The organism is Aphanothece stagnina RSMan2012 (assembly GCF_046764815.1).
In the GTDB taxonomy this organism is placed as follows: domain Bacteria; phylum Cyanobacteriota; class Cyanobacteriia; order PCC-6307; family Cyanobiaceae; genus NIES-981.
Genome location: NZ_JBKOUC010000009.1, coordinates 37,937 through 55,883, shown reverse-complemented (window position 1 = coordinate 55,883; position 17,947 = coordinate 37,937). Strand labels below are relative to the sequence as shown.

Genomic DNA, 17,947 nt, shown 5'->3' with positions numbered 1-17,947 from the left:
GGAGGGGTCAGCCGGTGACCGCGAGCGTTCGGCGCGGGGATCGCCAGGCGATGGACAGGCCGCCATTCCAGGCCGCCATGCAGAGCAGCGTCCGGAATCCGCAGGCCTGGTCCTCAGTAGGCCAGGCCCATGGAACGGGTGGTCTCGTCGCCGAGGTAGACGCGGATCGAGAGGAAATCGGTGGGGCAGGCGGTTTCGCAGCGCTTGCAGCCGACGCAGTCCTCGGTGCGGGGGGATGAGGCGATCTGGCCGGCCTTGCAGCCATCCCAGGGAACCATTTCCAGCACATCCAGAGGGCAGGCGCGGACGCACTGGGTGCAGCCGATGCAGGTGTCGTAGATCTTGACGGCGTGGGACATCTGGACTCCGGTGTGCTGAGACTCGGCGTGCCGCCAAAGGTACCCAAGCTGTCCGGATTGGATCTGCCCCGAGCCCGAGGCCTTCACCCTTGTTCATACGGGCCCTCCCGTGGCCCGGCAGCCCCCTCTGCACGCGTTCACCACCTGCCGAGACACCTACCGAGACGTCCCGAGAGGCCGTGGCGGGAGACCCGTCAGGGCGACCCGTAGAGTGCATCGACTCTCACAGCGGCCATGTCCCAGGAAGCGATCTTCGAGAAAGTGCGCTCCATCGTTGCCGAGCAGCTCAGCGTCGACGCGGCCGAGGTGAAGACCGAGTCCAACTTCCAGAACGACCTGGGCGCTGACTCCCTCGACACGGTGGAACTGGTGATGGCCCTGGAGGAAGCCTTCGACATCGAGATTCCCGACGAGGCCGCCGAAGGCATCACCACCGTGGGCGATGCCGTGAAGTACATCCAGGACAAGCAGGCCTGAACCGCTCCATGGTCCAGGGTCTGCAGCGCGTCGTCATCACCGGCCTCGGCGCGGTCACTCCGATCGGCAATGACGTTTCCAGCTACTGGGAGGGTCTGTGCAGTGGTCGCAATGGCGTCACGGGGATCACCCTGTTCGACGCCAGCCGCCATGCCTGCCGCTTCGCCGCTGAGGTCAAGCAGTTCGATCCCAGCGGATGGCTGGAGCCCAAGGAGGCGAAGCGCTGGGACCGCTTCTGCCAGTTCGCCGTGGTCGCCGCCAAGCAGGCCGTCGGGCATGCCGGCCTGACCATTGATGAAAGCAACCAGCACCGGGTCGGCACGGCGATCGGCTCCGGCGTGGGCGGCCTGCTGATGATGGAAACCCAGGCCCACGTGCTGGCCGACCGGGGACCGGATCGGGTCAGCCCCTTCTGCGTGCCGATGATGATCCCCAACATGGCCACCGGCCTGACGGCGATCGCCCTTGGTGCCAAGGGACCGAGCACGGCCGTGGCCACCGCCTGCGCGGCGGGATCCAACGCCATCGGGGATGCCTACCGACTGATTCAGCTCGGTCTGGCCGATGCGATGGTCTGCGGGGGGGCCGAGTCCGCGATCACCCCGCTGGGCGTCGCCGGCTTTGCCAGCGCCAAGGCCCTGTCCTTCCGCAACGACGATCCGGCCACGGCCAGCCGTCCCTTCGATGCGGAGCGGAACGGCTTCGTGATCGGCGAGGGCGCGGGCGTGCTCGTGCTGGAGAGCCTCAGCCACGCCGAGGCCAGGGGAGCCCGGATCCTCGCCGAGGTGGTGGGGTACGGCATGACCTGCGATGCCCACCACATCACCTCCCCGTCCCCGGGGGGTGTCGGCGGCGCCGAAGCCATGCGCCAGGCCCTGCTGGATGCCAGGCTCGACGCCGACGCCGTGGACTACGTCAACGCCCACGGCACCAGCACCCCAGCCAACGACAGCAACGAGACCTCCGCGATCAAGAGCGCTCTCGGTGCCCGGGCCCACGCCATCCCGGTGAGCTCCACCAAGTCGATGACCGGCCATCTGCTCGGAGGCAGCGGCGGCATCGAGGCCGTGGCGGCGGTGCTGGCCATGGAGCACGGCATCGTTCCCCCTACGATCAATTACCAAAATCCGGATCCGGCCTGTGATCTGGATGTCGTGCCCAACCAGGCCCGGGAACAGAAACTCGATGTGGTGCTCTCCAACTCCTTCGGATTCGGTGGCCACAACGTCTGTCTGGCCTTCCAGCGCCTGAGTTCCGGTGCATGAGCTGATGACCCGTTAGCTCGACAGTCCGGCCTTGCCTGTTGCGTACACCCCGACCCACCCCTATCCCTAGTCCCCCGATGGTCGCCACCCCAACCGCCTCCACGTCTTCCGCCAGCCAGCTGGAAACGCTCTGCATCAACAGCATCCGCTTCCTGGCCGTCGATGCGATCAACAAGTCGAACTCGGGTCACCCCGGGCTCCCCATGGGCTGCGCCCCCATGGCCTTCGCCCTGTGGGACAAGACGCTCAAGCACAACCCCAAGAACCCCAAGTGGTTCAACCGCGACCGCTTCGTGCTCTCGGCGGGCCACGGCTGCATGCTGCTGTACGCCCTGCTGCACCTCACCGGCTACGACTCGGTGACCCTCGAGGACCTCAAGCAGTTCCGGCAGTGGGGATCCAAGACCCCCGGCCACCCCGAGACCTTCGAGACCGCCGGCGTCGAGGTGACCACCGGGCCCCTGGGTCAGGGGATCGCCAACGCCGTGGGACTGGCCATGGCCGAAGCCCATCTGGCGGCGAAGTTCAACAGGCCCGACTGCACCGTCGTCGATCACCACACCTACGTGATCATGGGCGATGGCTGCCATCAGGAAGGCATCAGCGGTGAGGCGGCCTCCCTCGCCGGTCACCTGGGTCTGGGCAAGCTGATCGCCCTCTACGACGACAACCACATCACCATCGACGGCAACACCGAGGTGTCCTTCACCGAGGATGTGCTGAAGCGCTACGAGGCCTACGGCTGGCACACCATCCACGTGCCTGACGGCAACACCGACGTGGCCGCCATCGCCCGGGCGATCGAGGCAGCCAAGGCCGTGACCGACCGGCCCTCGATGATCAAGGTCACCACCACGATCGGCTACGGCTCACCCAACAAGGCCAACACCGCCGGCGTTCACGGCGCCGCCCTGGGAGCCGACGAGGCCGAACTCACCCGCAAGAACCTCGCCTGGAGCTACGGCCCCTTCGAAGTGCCCCAGGAGTCCTACGACCACTGGCGTCAGGCCCTGAGCCGCGGTGCCGCTGCCGAGGCCGCCTGGAACAACACCCTGGCCGACTACCGCGCCAAGTATCCGGCCGAGGCGGCCCAGTTCGAGCGCCAGCTGCGGGGGGAACTGCCCCAGGGCTGGGATGCCAACCTCCCCAGCTACACCCCTGAGGACAAGGGCCTGGCCACCCGCCAGCACTCCTACAACTGCCTCAACGCGATCGGCCCCAACCTGCCCGAGCTGATCGGTGGTTCCGCCGACCTCACCCACTCCAACCTCACCGACATCAAGGGGGAGAAGGGCTTCCAGAAGGGTGCCGAGGCCAACCGCTACCTGCACTTCGGTGTGCGGGAGCACGCCATGGCCGCCATCCTCAACGGTCTCGCGTACCACGCCAGCGGCCTGATTCCCTACGGCGGCACCTTTGCGGTGTTCGCCGGCTATGCCCTGGGGGCGATCCGCCTCTCCGCCCTGAGCGAGATCGGTGTGATCTACGTGCTCACCCACGATTCGATCGGTCTGGGTGAGGACGGCCCCACCCACCAGCCGATCGAGACCCTGGCCAGCCTGCGGGCCCTTCCCAACCTGCTGGTGATCCGCCCGGGCGACGGCAATGAGACCAGCGGTGCCTACCAGGTGGCGATCACCAACCGGACGCGCCCCACGGCCCTCATCCTCAGCCGTCAGGCGATGGCGAACCAGGCGAATTCCACCGCCGCCGCCGTGGCCCGCGGGGGCTACATCCTCGAGGACAGCAACGGCAGCCCCGACCTGATCCTGATCGGCACCGGCACCGAACTGGATCTGTGCGTGAAGGCCGCGGCCCAGCTGCGGGCCGAGGGCAAGAACGTGCGGGTGGTGTCGATGCCCTGCGTCGAGCTGTTCGAGGAGCAGGACGCCGCCTACCGCGAGAGCGTTCTGCCCAGCACGGTGCGCAAGCGGCTGGTGGTGGAGGCCTCCAGCTCCTTCGGCTGGCACAAGTACACCGGCTTCGAGGGCGACAGCGTCTCGATCGACCGCTTCGGTGCCTCGGCCCCCGGTCCGGTCTGCATGGAGCAGTTCGGCTTCACGGTGGACAACGTGGTGGCCAAGGCCAAGGCACTGGGCTGAGCCCCGTACCGGCGGCGCGCTCCAAGCCCCCTACTGCAAGCCCCGCCCTACGGCGGGGCTTTTGTCGTTCCGCGCAGACTGGGATGGCCACTCCCAGGACGCGTGCGCTTCCTCCTTCGCCGGTTCCGCCTTCAGCCGCAGCCCTGGATCACGCTGGCGATCGATGGCCTGGCCGTGGCGCTGTTCGCCTCGGTGCTGCCGCAGTGCTCGGCCCTGACCGGAGATTCGGCACCAGGCAGCGACAACCCTTCCGGCATCAGCGGCAGCGGCAGCCGGGCCAGCCTGCTCAGCCCTGAGGCGGGGCGCCTCCCCGTGGAACGGGTGACGCTGAACCCGGAGGTGGAGGGGCTGGAGCACCCCTGGGGGATGGCCTGGCTGCCCAACGGCGATCTGCTGATCACCGAACGGCCGGGCCGGCTGCGGATCGTTCGGGATGGGCAGCTTGATCCCGAGCCGGTGGCCGGCCTGGCCCCGGTGGCGGCGGATGTGGTGGCAGACCAGCTGTTCGCCTCCAGCCAGGGCGGACTCCTCGACATCGCGGTGCATCCGCGCTTCGCGGAGACCGGCTGGGTGTACTTCAGCTATGCCCACGGCACCCAGGAGTCGAACCGCACCCGCGTGGCCCGGGCCCGGTTCGACGGCCGCCGTCTGCGCGACTGGCAGGTGATCTTCGCGGTGAACCGCAGCAAGCCGGGCGGTCAGCACTTCGGCTCACGGCTGCTCTGGCTGCCCGACGAGACCCTGCTGGTGTCGATCGGGGATGGCGGCAACCCGCCGCTGAGCCTCGATGGCGCCTGGATCCGCCTGCAGGCCCAGCACCCCGCCAGCCACCTGGGCAAGGTGATCCGGCTGCGCGACGACGGCTCCATTCCCCCGGACAACCCCTTCGCAGGTGGGAGGGCCGGGGAGCGTGCCGGCGTGCAGGCCACCGATCCGGCGGTGTGGAGCCTTGGCCACCGCAACATCCAGGGGATGGCCTACGACCCGGTGCACGGGCGGGTCTGGGCCACGGAGCACGGTTCGCGCGGCGGCGACGAGCTCAACCGGCTGAAACCTGGGGGCAACCATGGCTGGCCTGTCGTCTCCCACAGCCGGGAGTACAGCACCGGCCTGCCGGTGGCACCGGTCACGGCAGCGCCGGGGTACGTCTCACCGCGGCGGGTGTGGATGGACACCATCGCCCCCTCCGGTCTGGCGGTGCTGCAGGGGGATCGGATACCGGCATGGCGCGGCGACCTGTTCGCGGGCGGGCTCGTGGCCCGGGGGGTGCGCCGGCTGCAGCTGAACGCGGCGGGTGAGGTGATCACCGAGTCGGTGCTGCCGGTGGGGGCCCGGGTGCGGGATGTGCGGCAGGGTCCCGATGGGGAGCTGTATGTGCTCACCGATGAGCCCCGGGGCCGTCTGCTGCGCATCCGCCCGGCCAGTTGAGCGCACCATCCCGTCTGTGAGCTGGTGGAATGGCCGTCAGCACCCCTGCCCTCCGCTGTGCCTCCGGAAACCTCGCCCCAGGTCCCCCGGTCGCCGGAGCCCCGTCCGCCCCTGCAACGGATCGATCAGACCCTGCTCGATCGGCTCAGTGGGGAGGCGCGCCGGGAGGCCCGTCTGCGCCGCCACCACAACCTGCACCGGTTGCCTGACAAGGTGCAGCGGTTTCTGAATGCCCTGCAGCCCGGCACCTACGTGCGCCCGCACCGACACTGTCGGGACGAACCCGGCAGCGGTTTCGAGTGCTTCGTGGTGCTCCAGGGGGCCATCGGCCTGCTGGTTCTGAACAGGGCCGGAGAGGTGAGCCGCATCGAGCGACTGGAGGCCAACGGTCCGCTGAAGGGGATCGAGCTGGCCGAGGGCCAGTTCCACACCCTGGTGGCCCTCCTCCCGGACACGGTGATGCTCGAACTCAAGCAGGGGCCCTATGAGCCCGCCACCGACAAGGAGTTCCTGACCCGGTTTCCCGCCGAGGGCACACCGGATGCAGTGCTCCAGGAACGCCGCTGGCGGAACCTGTTTGAGCCCGCCGAAGCCTCAAAGGGCTGAAGGTGCAGGCCGGCCGTGGGGCCCAGGGGGAGCGCTTACACCGACACTGGATTGACGGCCTTCTGCTGCTCCAGCACCTCGGCCAGACCCTCGAGATCCGCATCCGTGATCTTCGTCTGCATCGGGCAGTGCTTGGGACCGCACATCGAGCAGAACTCGGCCTGCTTGTAGATGTCCGCCGGCAGGGTTTCGTCGTGGTACTCGCGGGCCCGCTCCGGATCGAGGCTCAGCTCGAACTGCTTGTTCCAGTCGAAGGCATAGCGGGCCCGGCTCAGCTCATCGTCGCGGTCGCGGGCCCCCGGGCGGTGACGGGCAATGTCGGCGGCGTGGGCGGCGATCTTGTAGGCGATCAGGCCCTCGCGCACGTCTTCGGCGTTGGGCAGGCCCAGGTGCTCCTTCGGGGTCACGTAGCAGAGCATGGCCGTGCCGTACCACCCCGCCATCGCCGCGCCAATGGCGCTGGTGATGTGGTCGTAGCCGGGGGCGATGTCGGTCACCAGGGGGCCAAGCACATAGAAGGGCGCCTCGCTGCACTCCTCCATCTGCTTTTTGACGTTGAACTCGATCTGGTCCATCGGCACGTGGCCCGGACCCTCCACCATCACCTGGATGTCGTGCTGCCAGGCGCGGCGGGTGAGCTGGCCCAGGGTTTTGAGCTCAGCCAGCTGGGCGGCGTCGGAGGCGTCGTGCTGGCAGCCCGGCCGCAGCGAATCGCCCAGGGAGAAGCTGCAGTCGTAGCGCTTGAAGATTTCGATGATGTCATCGAAATGGGTGTAAAGCGGGTTCTGTTTGTGGTGGTACAGCATCCACTGGGCCAGGATGCCGCCGCCGCGGCTGACGATGCCGGTGAGGCGGCCCTTCACCAGGGGCAGATGCTCGATCAGCAGACCGGCGTGGATCGTCTGGTAGTCGACCCCCTGCTGGCAGTGCTTCTCGATGATGTGCAGGAAGTCGTCGGCGTCGAGCTTCTCGATCGAGCCATGCACGCTCTCAAGCGCCTGATACACGGGCACCGTGCCGATCGGCACCGGCGAGGCCTTGATGATCGCCGTGCGCACCTCATCGAGGTTGACGCCACCGGTGGAGAGATCCATCACCGTGTCGGCGCCATATTTCACCGCCAGGCGCAGCTTGGCCACCTCCTCATCGAGGTCGGAGGCGTTGGGCGAGGCACCGATGTTGGCGTTCACCTTGCAGCGGCTGGCGATGCCGATCGCCATCGGCTCAAGGTTGGTGTGGTTGATGTTGGCCGGGATGATCATGCGGCCCCGCGCCACCTCCTCCATCACCAGCGACTCGGGCAGGTTCTCCCGTTGGGCCACAAAGGCCATCTCCTCGGTAACCAGGCCCTGGCGGGCGTAGTGCATCTGGCTCACATTGGCGTGACCACGACGCTTCTCGATCCAGGCGCTGCGCATGAGGGAGTCAGGCGATGGTGGGGGGGGATCCGTCTGTGCCCGATGCCTGCATCGGGCACAGACGGATTCGGGGCGCAGCTGGAGTTCGTTCTCACTTCCCTGCGCCGGCATGACCCGGATCAGGTTCGGAGGGTGTGATCTCAGCCCATGGAACACGTGCCTGGACGGCACGGGAACGGGCACCCCTAGTGACGCTGAAAACCTAGCAAGACCGGCCTGAGCCTGCCTGCCATGGCACGGGCAGGCAGGCAGGCTCAGGCCTGCAGGCCGTTCAGCGCCGCGGCCACCACCCGGTGATCCCCGTCCTGCTGGAGGCTCTGCAGCAGGGTGCGCGCCTCCTCGGCGACGGCCCTGTCCCCCGAGGGCGAGGCGGCTGCCCGGGCCAGCCGGGTCAGGATCTCGGCCCCGCCGACGCGCACCGTGCCATCCGCATCGGTGAGGGCCAGCCGGGCCAGTTCCAGCAGATCGGCCGGTCTTGCGGCCGGATGGTCCGCCACCGCCGCCAGCACACTGCAGCGCAGCAGCCACTGCGCATCGCGGCGAAAGGCCTCCAGCACCACCGGCCAGGCCCGCTCCAGGCCATAGCTCACCAGCGAATTGGCCGCCTCGGCGCGCACGTTGGCATCCTCGTCATGCTTCAGGGCGTCCAGCAGGGCGGTCCAGCCCGCCTCGCTCTGCTTCACCCCGAGACCGGCACAGCTGAGCGAGCGCACCATGAAGGCCGACTGCTCGAGGCCCAGCAGCAGCAGCGGCACCGCCTGTTCCGCGGGGATCTCCCGCAATCCGGCCAGGGCTGGCATCGAACGGGACGGATCGCCGGAGGCGATGGCGGCGCGCAGGGCCTCCAGCTCGGCCGGGACGTCGGAAGGGTTGGTCATTCCTCCAGCCTGGCGGATGGCCCAACCTGCCGCAGCGCCTCGAGCAGACGCCGCCTGCGGCGGCGCCGGTTGTTGACGCTCGTGGCCAGCAGGCCCACCCCGATCACCAGCGCCGGCAGCACCGGCAGGCGGTCGTGGCCCTGACGGTGCACCGCCACGACCAGGGCCATCGCCAGCAGCAGGGGCGCGGACAGCGCCAGCAACCCCTTCAGCCAGAAGCGCTGCCTCATCGCGGCCGATCCATCCAGCGCAGCAGGCTGAGGGTCAGGACCCGGATGCCGACCGCCAGCGCCCCCTCATCCGGCGCGAAGGTGTTGCTGTGGAGCGGGCTGCAGCCCTGGGGGCCGGCCACCCCCAGGCGGAACATGGTGCCGCGCAGGCCATCGAGCAGTTCGGCGAAGTCCTCCGCCCCCAGCGAAGGCTGCTCGAGCCACTGCACCCGATCGGGGCCCAGCAGCTCGGCACCGGCCTGCGCCACCAGCTCGGTGAGGGCGGGATCGTTGTGCACCGGCGGTGAGATGCAGCGGTAGCGGACCCGGGCTTCACCGCCATGGCCCTGACAGAGGGCGTGGACGGTCTCCTCGATCCAGGCCGGCAGCTGGGCATGCACGTCATTGTCGAGGCAGCGGACGGTGCCGAGCAGGCGCACGTGATCGGCGATCACGTTGAAGGCCCTGCCCCCTTCGATGCGCCCGAAACTCACCACCACCGGATGCAGCGCATCGAGGCGTCGGCTGATCGCCTCCTGCAGGCCGCTGACCACCCGGGCCGCGATCCAGATCGCATCGGTGCTCTGGTGGGGTCGGGCGCCATGGCCGCCCTCGCCCAGCACTTCCACCTCCAGTTCGCCCGCCGCCGCGGTGAGGCTGCCGCTGCGCACCCCGATGCTCCCCACCGGGATGCTCGGAAACACATGCACGCCGAACAGGGCGTCAAGCCCCGCGGTGGCCCCATCCAGCTTCATCCAGGCCGCCCCCTGGGCCGTCTCCTCGGCCGGCTGAAACAGCAACCGCACGCGGCCGCGCAGCAGCTGGGGCTGCCGCTGCACCACGGCCGCCAGCAGGCGCGCCACGCCCAGCCCCACGGCGGTGTGCAGGTCGTGCCCACAGGCATGCATCAACCCCTGCACCGTGGAGGCGTAGTCGAGACCGGTGCGCTCCTCCACCGGCAAGGCATCCATGTCGACCCGCAGGCCCACCACAGGAAGCGGCTCACCCTCCGGCCCGGCGGAGGACCCCAGTTCGGCGACCACGCCGGTGCGACCCACGCCCTCCCGCACCTGCCAGCCCCAACGGCGCAGCTCCCCCGCCACCAGGGCGGCCGTCTGCTGCTCATGGCCACTCAGTTCCGGATGGCGGTGAAGATGGCGGCGCAACTGGATCAGTTCGGGCAGCACCGCCGCCAGCTCGGGCTCCAGAGCCAATGACTGCCAGCTGGGCCCGGCAACCGGAGCGTTGGTCGGAGCGGGGCTGGTGTTCATGCGCATCAGGGAAACGACGGCCGGCGGGGCCGGTCAGGAGAGGGCCAGGAACTGCTGCAGAGCCTCGACCGGATCGGGGGGCCAGCGCCGCGTCTGCCGCAACCATTCTCCCTGGCGGTAACGGGGATCGAGGCCCGAGGCCGCCGCCCAGTGGCTCTCGGCCTCACCCCGGGCCCCCTCTCGCCAGAGCAGGGCGGTGAGGCCCGCCCGGGCATCGGCGAAGAGTGGGTAGCGGCGGATCAGGGCGCGCAGAGCCCGCTCGGCCGTCTCCAGGTCACCCAGCTGGAAGGCGGCCAGGGCGGCACTGGCACGGGCCATGGCGAAGCCAGGCCTGGCTTCGGCCGCCGCCTCGAAACTGGCCCGGGCAGCCCGCCAGTCCCCGCGGGACCCCAGCACGTTGCCGAGGTTGTAGAGCGCCGAGGCCTCGGCGGGGTCGCGCTCGAGGATCCAGCGGTAGTCAGCCTCCGCCGCCTCCCAGCGGCCCAGGGCTTCCTCCGCCGTACCGCGGTTCAGATGGGGATCCGGACTGGCTGGATCCAGGGTCGCCGCACGGGTCTGGTCGGCGATCGCCCCCTCGGGATCGCCCAGGGCCAGCCGCACATTGCCGCGGTTGCTCCAGGCGGCGGCGTCCTCCGGGGCCAGGGCCACCACCCGGTCCCAGAGGGGCAGGGCTTCGGCGAAGCGCCCCTCCCGGCTGGTCGCCAGGGCCTGCTCGAACAGCCGCTGGTGGGCGAGGGGCGGCTCCAGGGCCAGGGCAGGGGGCACGGCAGCCACTGAGGCAAGGCCCAGCAGGAGCGCGGTCGCCGCCGCCAGCACCAGCAGATGCGTGCGACGCCAGCCCGCCAACCACCCCCCGGCCCTGATGCACCCCAGAGCGCGCATGCACCCCATGGCCGGAACGCCCATCGACCTGCTCACGCCGCCGCCAGGTGAGCCCGACCGGCATCGGTCAGAACCCGGCCCCGGGGGGTGCGCTGCAGCAGGCCCTGCTGCAGGAGGTAGGGCTCCACCACCGCCTCCAGGGTGGCGGGATCCTCCCCGAGTCCGGCCGCCAGCGTGTCGAGCCCGACCGGGCCGCCGCCGTAGCTCTCGAGCATCAGCGTCAGCAGACGACGGTCATGGGCGTCGAGCCCCCGGGCATCGACGCGGTGGAGGCTGAGCGCCTCCTGCACCAGAGCGGCGGAGACACGCCCGTGGCCGCCGACGGCCGCCACATCGCGCACCCGGCGCAGCAGGCGGTTGGCGATCCGTGGGGTGCCACGGCACCGGCGGGCGACCTCCAGGGCCGCCTCGGCGTCGAGGGCGACCTGGAGCAGGCCGGCGGCCCGCTGCACGATGGCCTGCAGATCGTCGAGGCCATAGAACTCCAGCCGCTGGATCAGGCCGAACCGGTCCCGCAGCGGCGAACTGAGGGCACCGGCGCGGGTGGTGGCCCCCACAAGGGTGAAGGGGGCGATCGGCAGGCTGCGGGTGCGGGCCGTCGTGCCCTTCCCCACGGTCAGATCCAGGCGGAAGTCTTCCATCGCCGGGTAGAGGAGTTCTTCGGCCACCCGGTTGAGACGGTGGATCTCGTCGATGAACAGCAGTTCATTGGGCTGGAGATTCACCAGCAGGCCGACGATGTCACGGGGGCGCTCCAGGGCCGGTGCGCTGGTGATGCGGCAGCGCACCCCGAGTTCCTCGGCCAGCACGAGGGCCATGGTGGTCTTGCCGAGGCCCGGCGGCCCGTAGAGCAGCACGTGGTCGAGGGCTTCGCCGCGGCCACGGGTGGCCTCCACGGCGATGCCCAGCACCTGCTTGAGCTCCCCCTGGCCGATGTAGTCGGCCAGCCGCCGCGGCCGCAGCCCGTCCTCCCGCTGCAGCGGGCTGTCCCCGTCGCTGGCCGCGACCGCGGGATCCACCAGGCGCTGCTCCCCCGGGAGCGTCTCCAGGGGGCCCGGATCGGCCGGTCGCCCCTGCGCCGGCCTGGCCCGCGGACGGCCACCTGGGGCGGAAGAGGCCGAGGAGACGATCGCCATGGATGGAGGGTACCGGCCCCTGCCTAGGGTCGGGGATGCAAGCCAACGGGACGCAGGGCAGGACGCGATGGCGAAAGGCGGAGCAAAGAAGGCCGCCGCCCGGGCCCGGCGGGATGCCGCGAACCGCCTGCTGGCCGACAACCGCCTGGCCCGGCATCAGTACGAGATCCTTGACACCCTCGAGACCGGCATCGAGCTGCTGGGCACCGAGGTGAAGTCGATCCGCGCCGGTCAGGTGAACCTCCGGGACGGTTTCTGCCTGATCCGCAACGGGGAACTGCAGCTGCACAACGTGCACATCGCTCCCCACAGCCACGCGGGCGCCTACTTCAACCATGACCCGCTGCGGGTCCGCAAGCTGCTCGCCCACCGCCGGGAGATCGACAAGCTGCGCGGCGCCCTCGACCAGAAGGGCCTGACCCTGGTGCCCCTCAACCTGCACCTCAAGGGGTCCTGGATCAAGGTGACCCTCGGGCTGGCCAAGGGGCGCAAACTCCACGACAAGCGCCAGGAGGAACGCCGCAAGCAGGAGGCCAAGGAGACCCGCGCCGCCATCGCCCGGATCTAGGCCTGCACCTGCCCCCGAAACGTCAGGTCAGTACGTCAGGTCAGCGCGTCAGTTCAGCGTGTCAGTTCAGCGGTGGTGGCGGCTCGGGACCGCTGGCACTGTCGGGGGGAGTCTCGGCGGGTGGCTCGGCGGGCTTGTCGGGCCAGCCGATCGGTGGCCTCGGCGGCGTGGTCGCCCCCTCCGGCCTGGACTCGGTCGGTTGCTCGACGGGCGGGGCCTCGGGAGGGGGGTCGGCCCGCAGCGACAGGGTGATCAGTGCCGGCGCCACGCCGTCGTTGGTCACCAGCAGCTGCACCGGGGAGCGCTTCTGGGAGCCGAGGCTGACCACCCGCAGCGGCCCCTTGGGCTCCAGCTGGGTGCCGTCGGGCCCGAACACGCTCATCTGCATCAGCGGCGAGCCGTTGACCCCGAGCACCAGCCGGTAGCCCTCCGGCAACCGCACCGGGAAGAGACGGGCGCCTCCGGCATCCACGGAGGCCGAGATCACCTGGGTCTGCAGGGGCTCGGCGCGGATCGGCTCGATCTGAACGCTGGCCAGGATCTGCTCAGCGGCGGCATACCAGAGCTGGCGGAAGGGTTCGGCCGGGACGGCGGCGCCGGAGCGGCCCGGCAGGAAGTTCTGGGCGCTGCCCGAAACGAGCTGGCGCAGCACTTCGGGGCTGAGACCCTGCTTGACCAGATCGGCCTGGCGACGTTCCCAGTCGCCGTTGCTGTAGCTGCCCAGTCGGCGACGGATCTCCAGCGGCAGCTGTTCCACCCGGGCCAGCCACTCCTCGGCCAGCTCGTTCCACACCTTCCGCAGCGGGGCGTCCTCGAGGGAGTCGCTGGGGAGGCGGCCGCCGCGCTCCGGGAACTGGGCGAGCAGGCTCGCGTCCACCAGCTTGAGGAACCAGGAGCGGTCCACCTGCATCGCCCGCAGCCGGTTGAGCAGCTGCTGGCGCTGATCCACCTCGGCCGGCGGCAGGCTGCTCGGCAGCTGCAGGGCGGCATCCGGTGTGGAGGGGGCCGCCTGCTTGCCACGGCTGAGCCACCACCAGCCCAGGGCCGTACCGACCACGGCAGAGAGCACCAGGGCCATCACCACCGGCCAGATGCCCCCCTCGGCGGCCTCATCGCGCTCCTCGCCCCGGCTGCGCCCCGTCCTGGCGGGCACGGTGGCATGGAGCGGGGGGAGCTCTGGCTGGGGGGCCGGCGGGACCGGCTGCGCGGGAGCCGGGGTCGCCGCGGCGGCCGTCACCGGCGGTGGCACCAGCACCACGGTGCGGTCGGCGCGGGGAACGGGGCCGGTGCTCTCCGGCATCGGCAGGGCCTGGAAGGCCGCCAGGGCCTGGGTCGCCGAGGCGAATCGCTGCTCCGGCTCACGGCTGAGCAGGCGCTGCAGGGTGCGGTGCAGATCGGGTTCGCTGGCCAGCGCGGCCGGCCAGCGCCAGCTCAGGGTGACGGGGTCCAGCAACCGGGCAGGGGGATCGCCGCTCAGCAGCACCAGGGCTGTCACCCCGAGGGCGTGGAGATCCATCCACGGCAGGGGGCGGCGCGTCTGGGCGAGCTCCGGTGGGGCAAACCCGGGGGTGGCGGCCACGCCACCCACCACGAGGCCGTAGTCGAGCAGCACCGGCAGCCCGTCGCTGTCCCGGCGCAGCAGATTGGCCGGGCAGAGGTCCCCGTGCACAAGGTCCTGGCCGTGCAGCACGGCCAGGACCGGCAGCAGCTGCCGCAGCAGCAGCAGCACCTCCCCGGGCCCGAACACCATCTGGCGTTCCCCCCGGACCTCGACGATCTCCTGGTAGGTGCGGCCGCCCTGCCACTCGCGCACGAGCCAGAGGGCAGCGTCGGCACGCAGGCTGCCCCCCAGCCGGGGCACCTGGGGGTGCAGCACGCCCTGCAGCCGGCCCCAGAGTTCGAGCGCCCGCCCCTGATCCAGCTCAGGTCCGAGTCGACGCAAGGCCACGGGAGCATCGCCCGCCAGCTGGTCCCTGGCGCGCCACAGGCTCCCCTGGCTGCCCTCGCTGAGGCACTGTTCCAGCCGGTAGCGCTCGCCGATGATCTGGCCCGGCTGGGCAGCGGCAACGGAATCGGAGGCCATCAACCTGCCGGGACCAGGGTGCGCTCAGGTTGGCGCAGGCCCTTGCCTGCCAGCCAGTCCCGGTCGTAGAGCCGGGACCTGTAACGGTCGCCGCTGTCACAGAGCACGGTGACGACCGTGTGACCGGGGCCCAGCCGCCTGGCCGTTTCCACCGCCGCCGCGACGTTGATGCCGACGGAGCCCCCGAGGAAGAGCCCCTCCCGCCAGAGGAGGCTGTAGATGGTCTCGAGGGCCGACTGGTCGTCGATGCGGACGGCGTCGTCCACCGGGGCTCCCTGCAGGTTGGCCGTGACCCGGCTGTTGCCGATCCCCTCGGTGATGGAGCTGCCCTCACTGCTGAGCTCCCCCGTGCGGGCCCAGCTGTAGAGGGCGCTGCCGTGGGGATCGGCGAGCACGCACCGCACCCTGGGGTTGCGTTCCTTGAGGTAGAGGGCGACACCGGCGTAGGTGCCGCCGGTCCCGGTGGCCGCCACCCAGGCATCCACCTTGCCCGCGGTCTGCTCCCAGATCTCGGGCCCGGTGCTCGCGTAGTGGGCCCGACGGTTCGCGAGGTTGTCGAACTGGTTCGCCCACACCGCTCCCGGGGTCTCGGCTGCGATGCGGCCGGAGAGCTTCACGTAGTTGTTGGGATCGCGGTACGGCACCGCCGGCACGGTGCGCACCTCCGCCCCGAGGCTGCGCAGCAGGCCGATCTTCTCGGCGGACTGGGTGTCGGGGATGACGATCAGGGCCCGATACCCCCGGGCATTGCACAGGTGGGTGAGGCCGATGCCCGTGTTGCCGGCCGTGCCCTCGACCACCGTGCCGCCGGGCTGCAGCGATCCCTCCTGCTCCGCCTCCAGAAGAATGCCCAGGGCCGCCCGGTCCTTGACGGATCCTCCCGGGTTCATGAACTCCGCCTTGCCGAGGATCTCGCAACCCGTCAGCGCGCTGAGCGCCTGCAGGCGGATCAACGGGGTGTGGCCCACCGCTCCAACGAACCCCTCAGTGATGCCGCCCATGGCGTGAAAACCGCGTGGCGGGATCGTAGGCAAGCTCCCTATGGTCAGGCCTGACCCCGGCCATCCCATGACCAGTGGCCTGCAGGCCCGGCTCCGCCAGGTTCGCCAGCAGAGTCTGGCCCTGATCGAACCGCTGGAGCCCGAGGACCTCTGTCTGCAGGGCATGGCCGATGCGAGTCCGCCCAAATGGCACCTGGGCCACACGACGTGGTTCTTCGAGACCTTCGTGCTGCGGCCCCAGCTGGAGAGAGGTCAGGACCTGGCGTTCGAGCCGGCGGACCCCCGCTGGGGCTTTCTGTTCAACAGCTACTACGACGCGATCGGCGCTCGCCATCCGCGTCCCCAGCGGGGTCTGCTCAGCCGCCCCTCCATCGCCGCGGTGCTGGACTGGCGCCACCGGGTGGATGCGGCCCTGGAGCTGCTGCTGCAGCAGCTGGAGGCCTGGACGGAGGAGCGGCATCCCCCTGTGCTGGAGCTGGTGGAGCTCGGCCTGCAGCACGAGCAGCAGCACCAGGAACTGCTGCTGATGGATCTGCTGGACGGCTTCAGCCGCAATCCGCTCGAGCCTCCCTACGGGCCCGGGCCTGAGCGGGCCTTCGAGACGGCCTGGCGCGGCTCCGACCGTCACCAGCCCACCTGGCTGGAGCACCCCGGTGGGCTGGTGAGGGTCGGCCACGCCGGTGGGGGGTTCCACTTCGACAACGAGGCCCCGCGCCATCGCCAGTGGCTCGAGCCCTTCGCCATCGCCGCTCGGCTGGTGAGCAACGCCGACTACGCCGCCTTCATCGCCGACGGCGGTTACGACCGCCCCGACCTGTGGATGAGTGAGGGCTGGGCCGTGGCCACCTCCCGCGGCTGGCGGACGCCGCGTTACTGGCGGGACAACCTCGAATTCAGCCTCGCCGGGCCGGTGAAGCGCCATCCGGAAGCCCCGGTGCGGCATCTGAGCTGGTTCGAAGCCGATGCCTACGCCCGCTGGGCCGGCGCCCGCCTGCCGACGGAAGCGGAGTGGGAGGTGCTGGCGCTGCACCTGCCCCGGGCCCACGGCCTGCTGTGGCAGTGGACCGCCAGCCCCTACCGTCCCTATCCGGGCTTCCGGGCAGCACCCGGAGCCGTGGGGGAATACAACGGCAAGTTCATGAGCTCCCAGATGGTGCTGCGCGGCAGCTGTTTCCTCACCCCGGCCGGCCACGCCCGCAGCTCCTACCGCAACTTCTATCCGCCCGCCTGCCGCTGGATGGCGGCGGGCCTGCGGCTGGCCCAGGATCGCCGATGAGGACCTGCCCCCTGATCGACCTGCACCCCGAGACCGCCGACATGGCGGCACTCGTGACGGACGGCATGGAACAGCGCCCCCGGCAGCTGCCGGCCTGGCTGCTCTACGACGCCCAGGGCTCCCGGCTGTTCGAGGCCATCTGCGCCCAGCCGGAATACACCCTCACCCGGGTGGAGACGGCCCTGCTGGAGCAGCGGGCGCCTGAGCTGGCCGCCAGCCTCGGGAAGGGGGTGCTGGTGGAGTTCGGCGCCGGCAGCGCCCGCAAGGTGGCCCCCCTGCTGCGGGCCCTTCAGCCGCCGGCCTACGTGCCCCTGGACATCAGCGCGGACCACCTGGCCGCCGCCTGCGCCGAACTGCAGGCCGAACATCCGTCCGTGCCGGTGCTGGGCATCTGCTGCGACTACAGCCGTCTGCAGCGGCTCCCCGACCATCCCCTGCTCGCCGGCCAGCGGCTGCTGGGCTTCTACCCGGGCAGCTCGCTGGGCAACTTCACGCCGGCGGAGGCCAGGAGGCTGCTGGGACAGTTCGCCAGGCTGCTGGGCCCGGGCAGCCGGCTGCTGATCGGCATCGACCAGCCCAAACCCGCGGCCCGCCTGGAGGCGGCCTACGACGACGCGGCGGGAGTCTCGGCGGCCTTCGCCCGCAACCTGCTGGTGCGCCTCAACCGCGACCTGGACGGCGATTTCGATCCGAGCGCCTTCGAGTACCAGGCCCGCTGGGAGGCCGAGCACAGCCGCATCGCCATGGCCCTGATCAGCCGGAGGCGCCAACGGGTCCGGCTGGCGGGCCGGAGCTGGACCTTCGAGCCCGGCGAGCAGCTGATCACCGAATACAGCCTGAAGTACACCCCGGAGGCCTTCACCGCCCTGGCCGCCGCGGCCGGTTGGCGACCCCGATGCCGCTGGAGTGATCCGGCGGGGGATCTCTCCCTCCATCTGCTGGAGCAGGATGGCGTTGTGCAGGATGGCCGTGTACGGGAGGGCTGAGC

At 70.4% G+C, this 17,947-nt stretch carries 17 protein-coding genes and 1 riboswitch; of the genes, 8 read left to right on the top strand and 9 right to left on the bottom strand.

Annotation, left to right across the window (positions count from 1 at the left end; genetic code table 11):
• Positions 1 to 113: 113 nt before the first annotated feature.
• Positions 114 to 359 (bottom strand): photosystem I iron-sulfur center protein PsaC, encoded by a 246-nt coding sequence (gene psaC, locus ACLNEE_RS07710; RefSeq protein WP_006850103.1) that lies wholly within the window; start codon positions 357 to 359, stop codon positions 114 to 116.
• Positions 360 to 593: 234 nt separating this feature from the next.
• Between psaC and acpP the strand changes: the two genes are divergently transcribed.
• The 5 genes from acpP (at position 594) to ACLNEE_RS07685 (ending at position 6,237) form a co-directional block, all read left to right on the top strand.
• Positions 594 to 836, top strand: coding sequence for an acyl carrier protein (gene acpP, locus ACLNEE_RS07705; protein WP_411423248.1), 243 nt, complete (start codon positions 594 to 596; stop codon positions 834 to 836).
• A gap of 8 nt (positions 837 to 844) precedes the next feature.
• Positions 845 to 2,101 carry a beta-ketoacyl-ACP synthase II gene (gene fabF, locus ACLNEE_RS07700; RefSeq protein ID WP_411423249.1) on the top strand — a complete coding sequence of 419 codons (1,257 nt, stop codon included), beginning with the start codon at positions 845 to 847 and terminating at the stop codon, positions 2,099 to 2,101.
• Positions 2,102 to 2,178: 77 nt separating this feature from the next.
• Positions 2,179 to 4,203, top strand: a complete 2,025-nt coding sequence (gene tkt / locus ACLNEE_RS07695) for a transketolase (protein ID WP_411423257.1) — start codon at positions 2,179 to 2,181, stop codon at positions 4,201 to 4,203.
• A 282-nt stretch (positions 4,204 to 4,485) separates the two neighbouring features.
• Entirely contained in the window at positions 4,486 to 5,631 is a 1,146-nt protein-coding gene (locus tag ACLNEE_RS07690) for a PQQ-dependent sugar dehydrogenase (protein WP_411423258.1), read from the top strand.
• A 24-nt stretch (positions 5,632 to 5,655) separates the two neighbouring features.
• The gene (locus ACLNEE_RS07685; protein WP_411423250.1) at positions 5,656 to 6,237 is read left to right on the top strand and encodes a WbuC family cupin fold metalloprotein; all 582 of its coding nucleotides are present in this window, start codon (positions 5,656 to 5,658) and stop codon (positions 6,235 to 6,237) included.
• A gap of 35 nt (positions 6,238 to 6,272) precedes the next feature.
• On the opposite strand, the gene thiC is transcribed toward ACLNEE_RS07685, so the two are convergent.
• The 6 genes from thiC to ruvB form a co-directional block, all read right to left on the bottom strand.
• Positions 6,273 to 7,655: a phosphomethylpyrimidine synthase ThiC gene (thiC, locus tag ACLNEE_RS07680; protein WP_411423251.1), complete on the bottom strand. Its 1,383-nt coding sequence runs from the start codon at positions 7,653 to 7,655 to the stop codon at positions 6,273 to 6,275.
• A 79-nt stretch (positions 7,656 to 7,734) separates the two neighbouring features.
• A riboswitch (TPP riboswitch) is annotated at positions 7,735 to 7,852 on the bottom strand.
• 57 nt (positions 7,853 to 7,909) lie between these two features.
• Entirely contained in the window at positions 7,910 to 8,533 is a 624-nt protein-coding gene (locus ACLNEE_RS07675) for a HEAT repeat domain-containing protein (RefSeq protein ID WP_411423252.1), read from the bottom strand.
• Positions 8,530 to 8,763, bottom strand: a complete 234-nt coding sequence (locus tag ACLNEE_RS07670; RefSeq protein ID WP_411423253.1) for a DUF3188 domain-containing protein — start codon at positions 8,761 to 8,763, stop codon at positions 8,530 to 8,532. Before ACLNEE_RS07670 ends, ACLNEE_RS07675 begins: the two co-directional genes overlap by 4 nt.
• The gene (locus ACLNEE_RS07665) at positions 8,760 to 10,013 is read right to left on the bottom strand and encodes an amidohydrolase (protein WP_411423254.1); all 1,254 of its coding nucleotides are present in this window, start codon (positions 10,011 to 10,013) and stop codon (positions 8,760 to 8,762) included. Before ACLNEE_RS07665 ends, ACLNEE_RS07670 begins: the two co-directional genes overlap by 4 nt.
• 33 nt (positions 10,014 to 10,046) lie before the next feature.
• The gene (locus tag ACLNEE_RS07660) at positions 10,047 to 10,895 is read right to left on the bottom strand and encodes a tetratricopeptide repeat protein (protein ID WP_412006954.1); all 849 of its coding nucleotides are present in this window, start codon (positions 10,893 to 10,895) and stop codon (positions 10,047 to 10,049) included.
• A 32-nt stretch (positions 10,896 to 10,927) separates the two neighbouring features.
• Positions 10,928 to 12,031 (bottom strand): Holliday junction branch migration DNA helicase RuvB, encoded by a 1,104-nt coding sequence (gene ruvB, locus ACLNEE_RS07655; protein WP_411423256.1) that lies wholly within the window; start codon positions 12,029 to 12,031, stop codon positions 10,928 to 10,930.
• 67 nt (positions 12,032 to 12,098) lie between these two features.
• On the opposite strand from ruvB, the gene smpB reads away from it, so the two are divergent.
• Positions 12,099 to 12,599 (top strand): SsrA-binding protein SmpB, encoded by a 501-nt coding sequence (gene smpB / locus ACLNEE_RS07650; protein WP_412006953.1) that lies wholly within the window; start codon positions 12,099 to 12,101, stop codon positions 12,597 to 12,599.
• A gap of 61 nt (positions 12,600 to 12,660) precedes the next feature.
• Here smpB and ACLNEE_RS07645 read toward each other — a convergent pair whose 3' ends face one another.
• Both ACLNEE_RS07645 and ACLNEE_RS07640 read right to left on the bottom strand, forming a co-directional pair.
• Positions 12,661 to 14,682, bottom strand: a complete 2,022-nt coding sequence (locus ACLNEE_RS07645) for a serine/threonine protein kinase (RefSeq protein WP_412006952.1) — start codon at positions 14,680 to 14,682, stop codon at positions 12,661 to 12,663.
• Complete coding sequence (locus ACLNEE_RS07640) at positions 14,682 to 15,683, bottom strand: cysteine synthase A (protein WP_411424393.1); 1,002 nt, start codon at positions 15,681 to 15,683, stop codon at positions 14,682 to 14,684. Before ACLNEE_RS07640 ends, ACLNEE_RS07645 begins: the two co-directional genes overlap by 1 nt.
• A gap of 67 nt (positions 15,684 to 15,750) precedes the next feature.
• On the opposite strand from ACLNEE_RS07640, the gene egtB reads away from it, so the two are divergent.
• Together egtB and egtD are read left to right on the top strand one after the other, a co-directional pair.
• Entirely contained in the window at positions 15,751 to 16,959 is a 1,209-nt protein-coding gene (gene egtB, locus ACLNEE_RS07635) for an ergothioneine biosynthesis protein EgtB (protein WP_412006951.1), read from the top strand.
• Complete coding sequence (gene egtD / locus ACLNEE_RS07630; protein WP_411424391.1) at positions 16,956 to 17,945, top strand: L-histidine N(alpha)-methyltransferase; 990 nt, start codon at positions 16,956 to 16,958, stop codon at positions 17,943 to 17,945. The genes egtB and egtD overlap by 4 nt, the downstream gene beginning before the upstream one ends.
• The last annotated feature ends 2 nt before the right edge of the window (positions 17,946 to 17,947 follow it).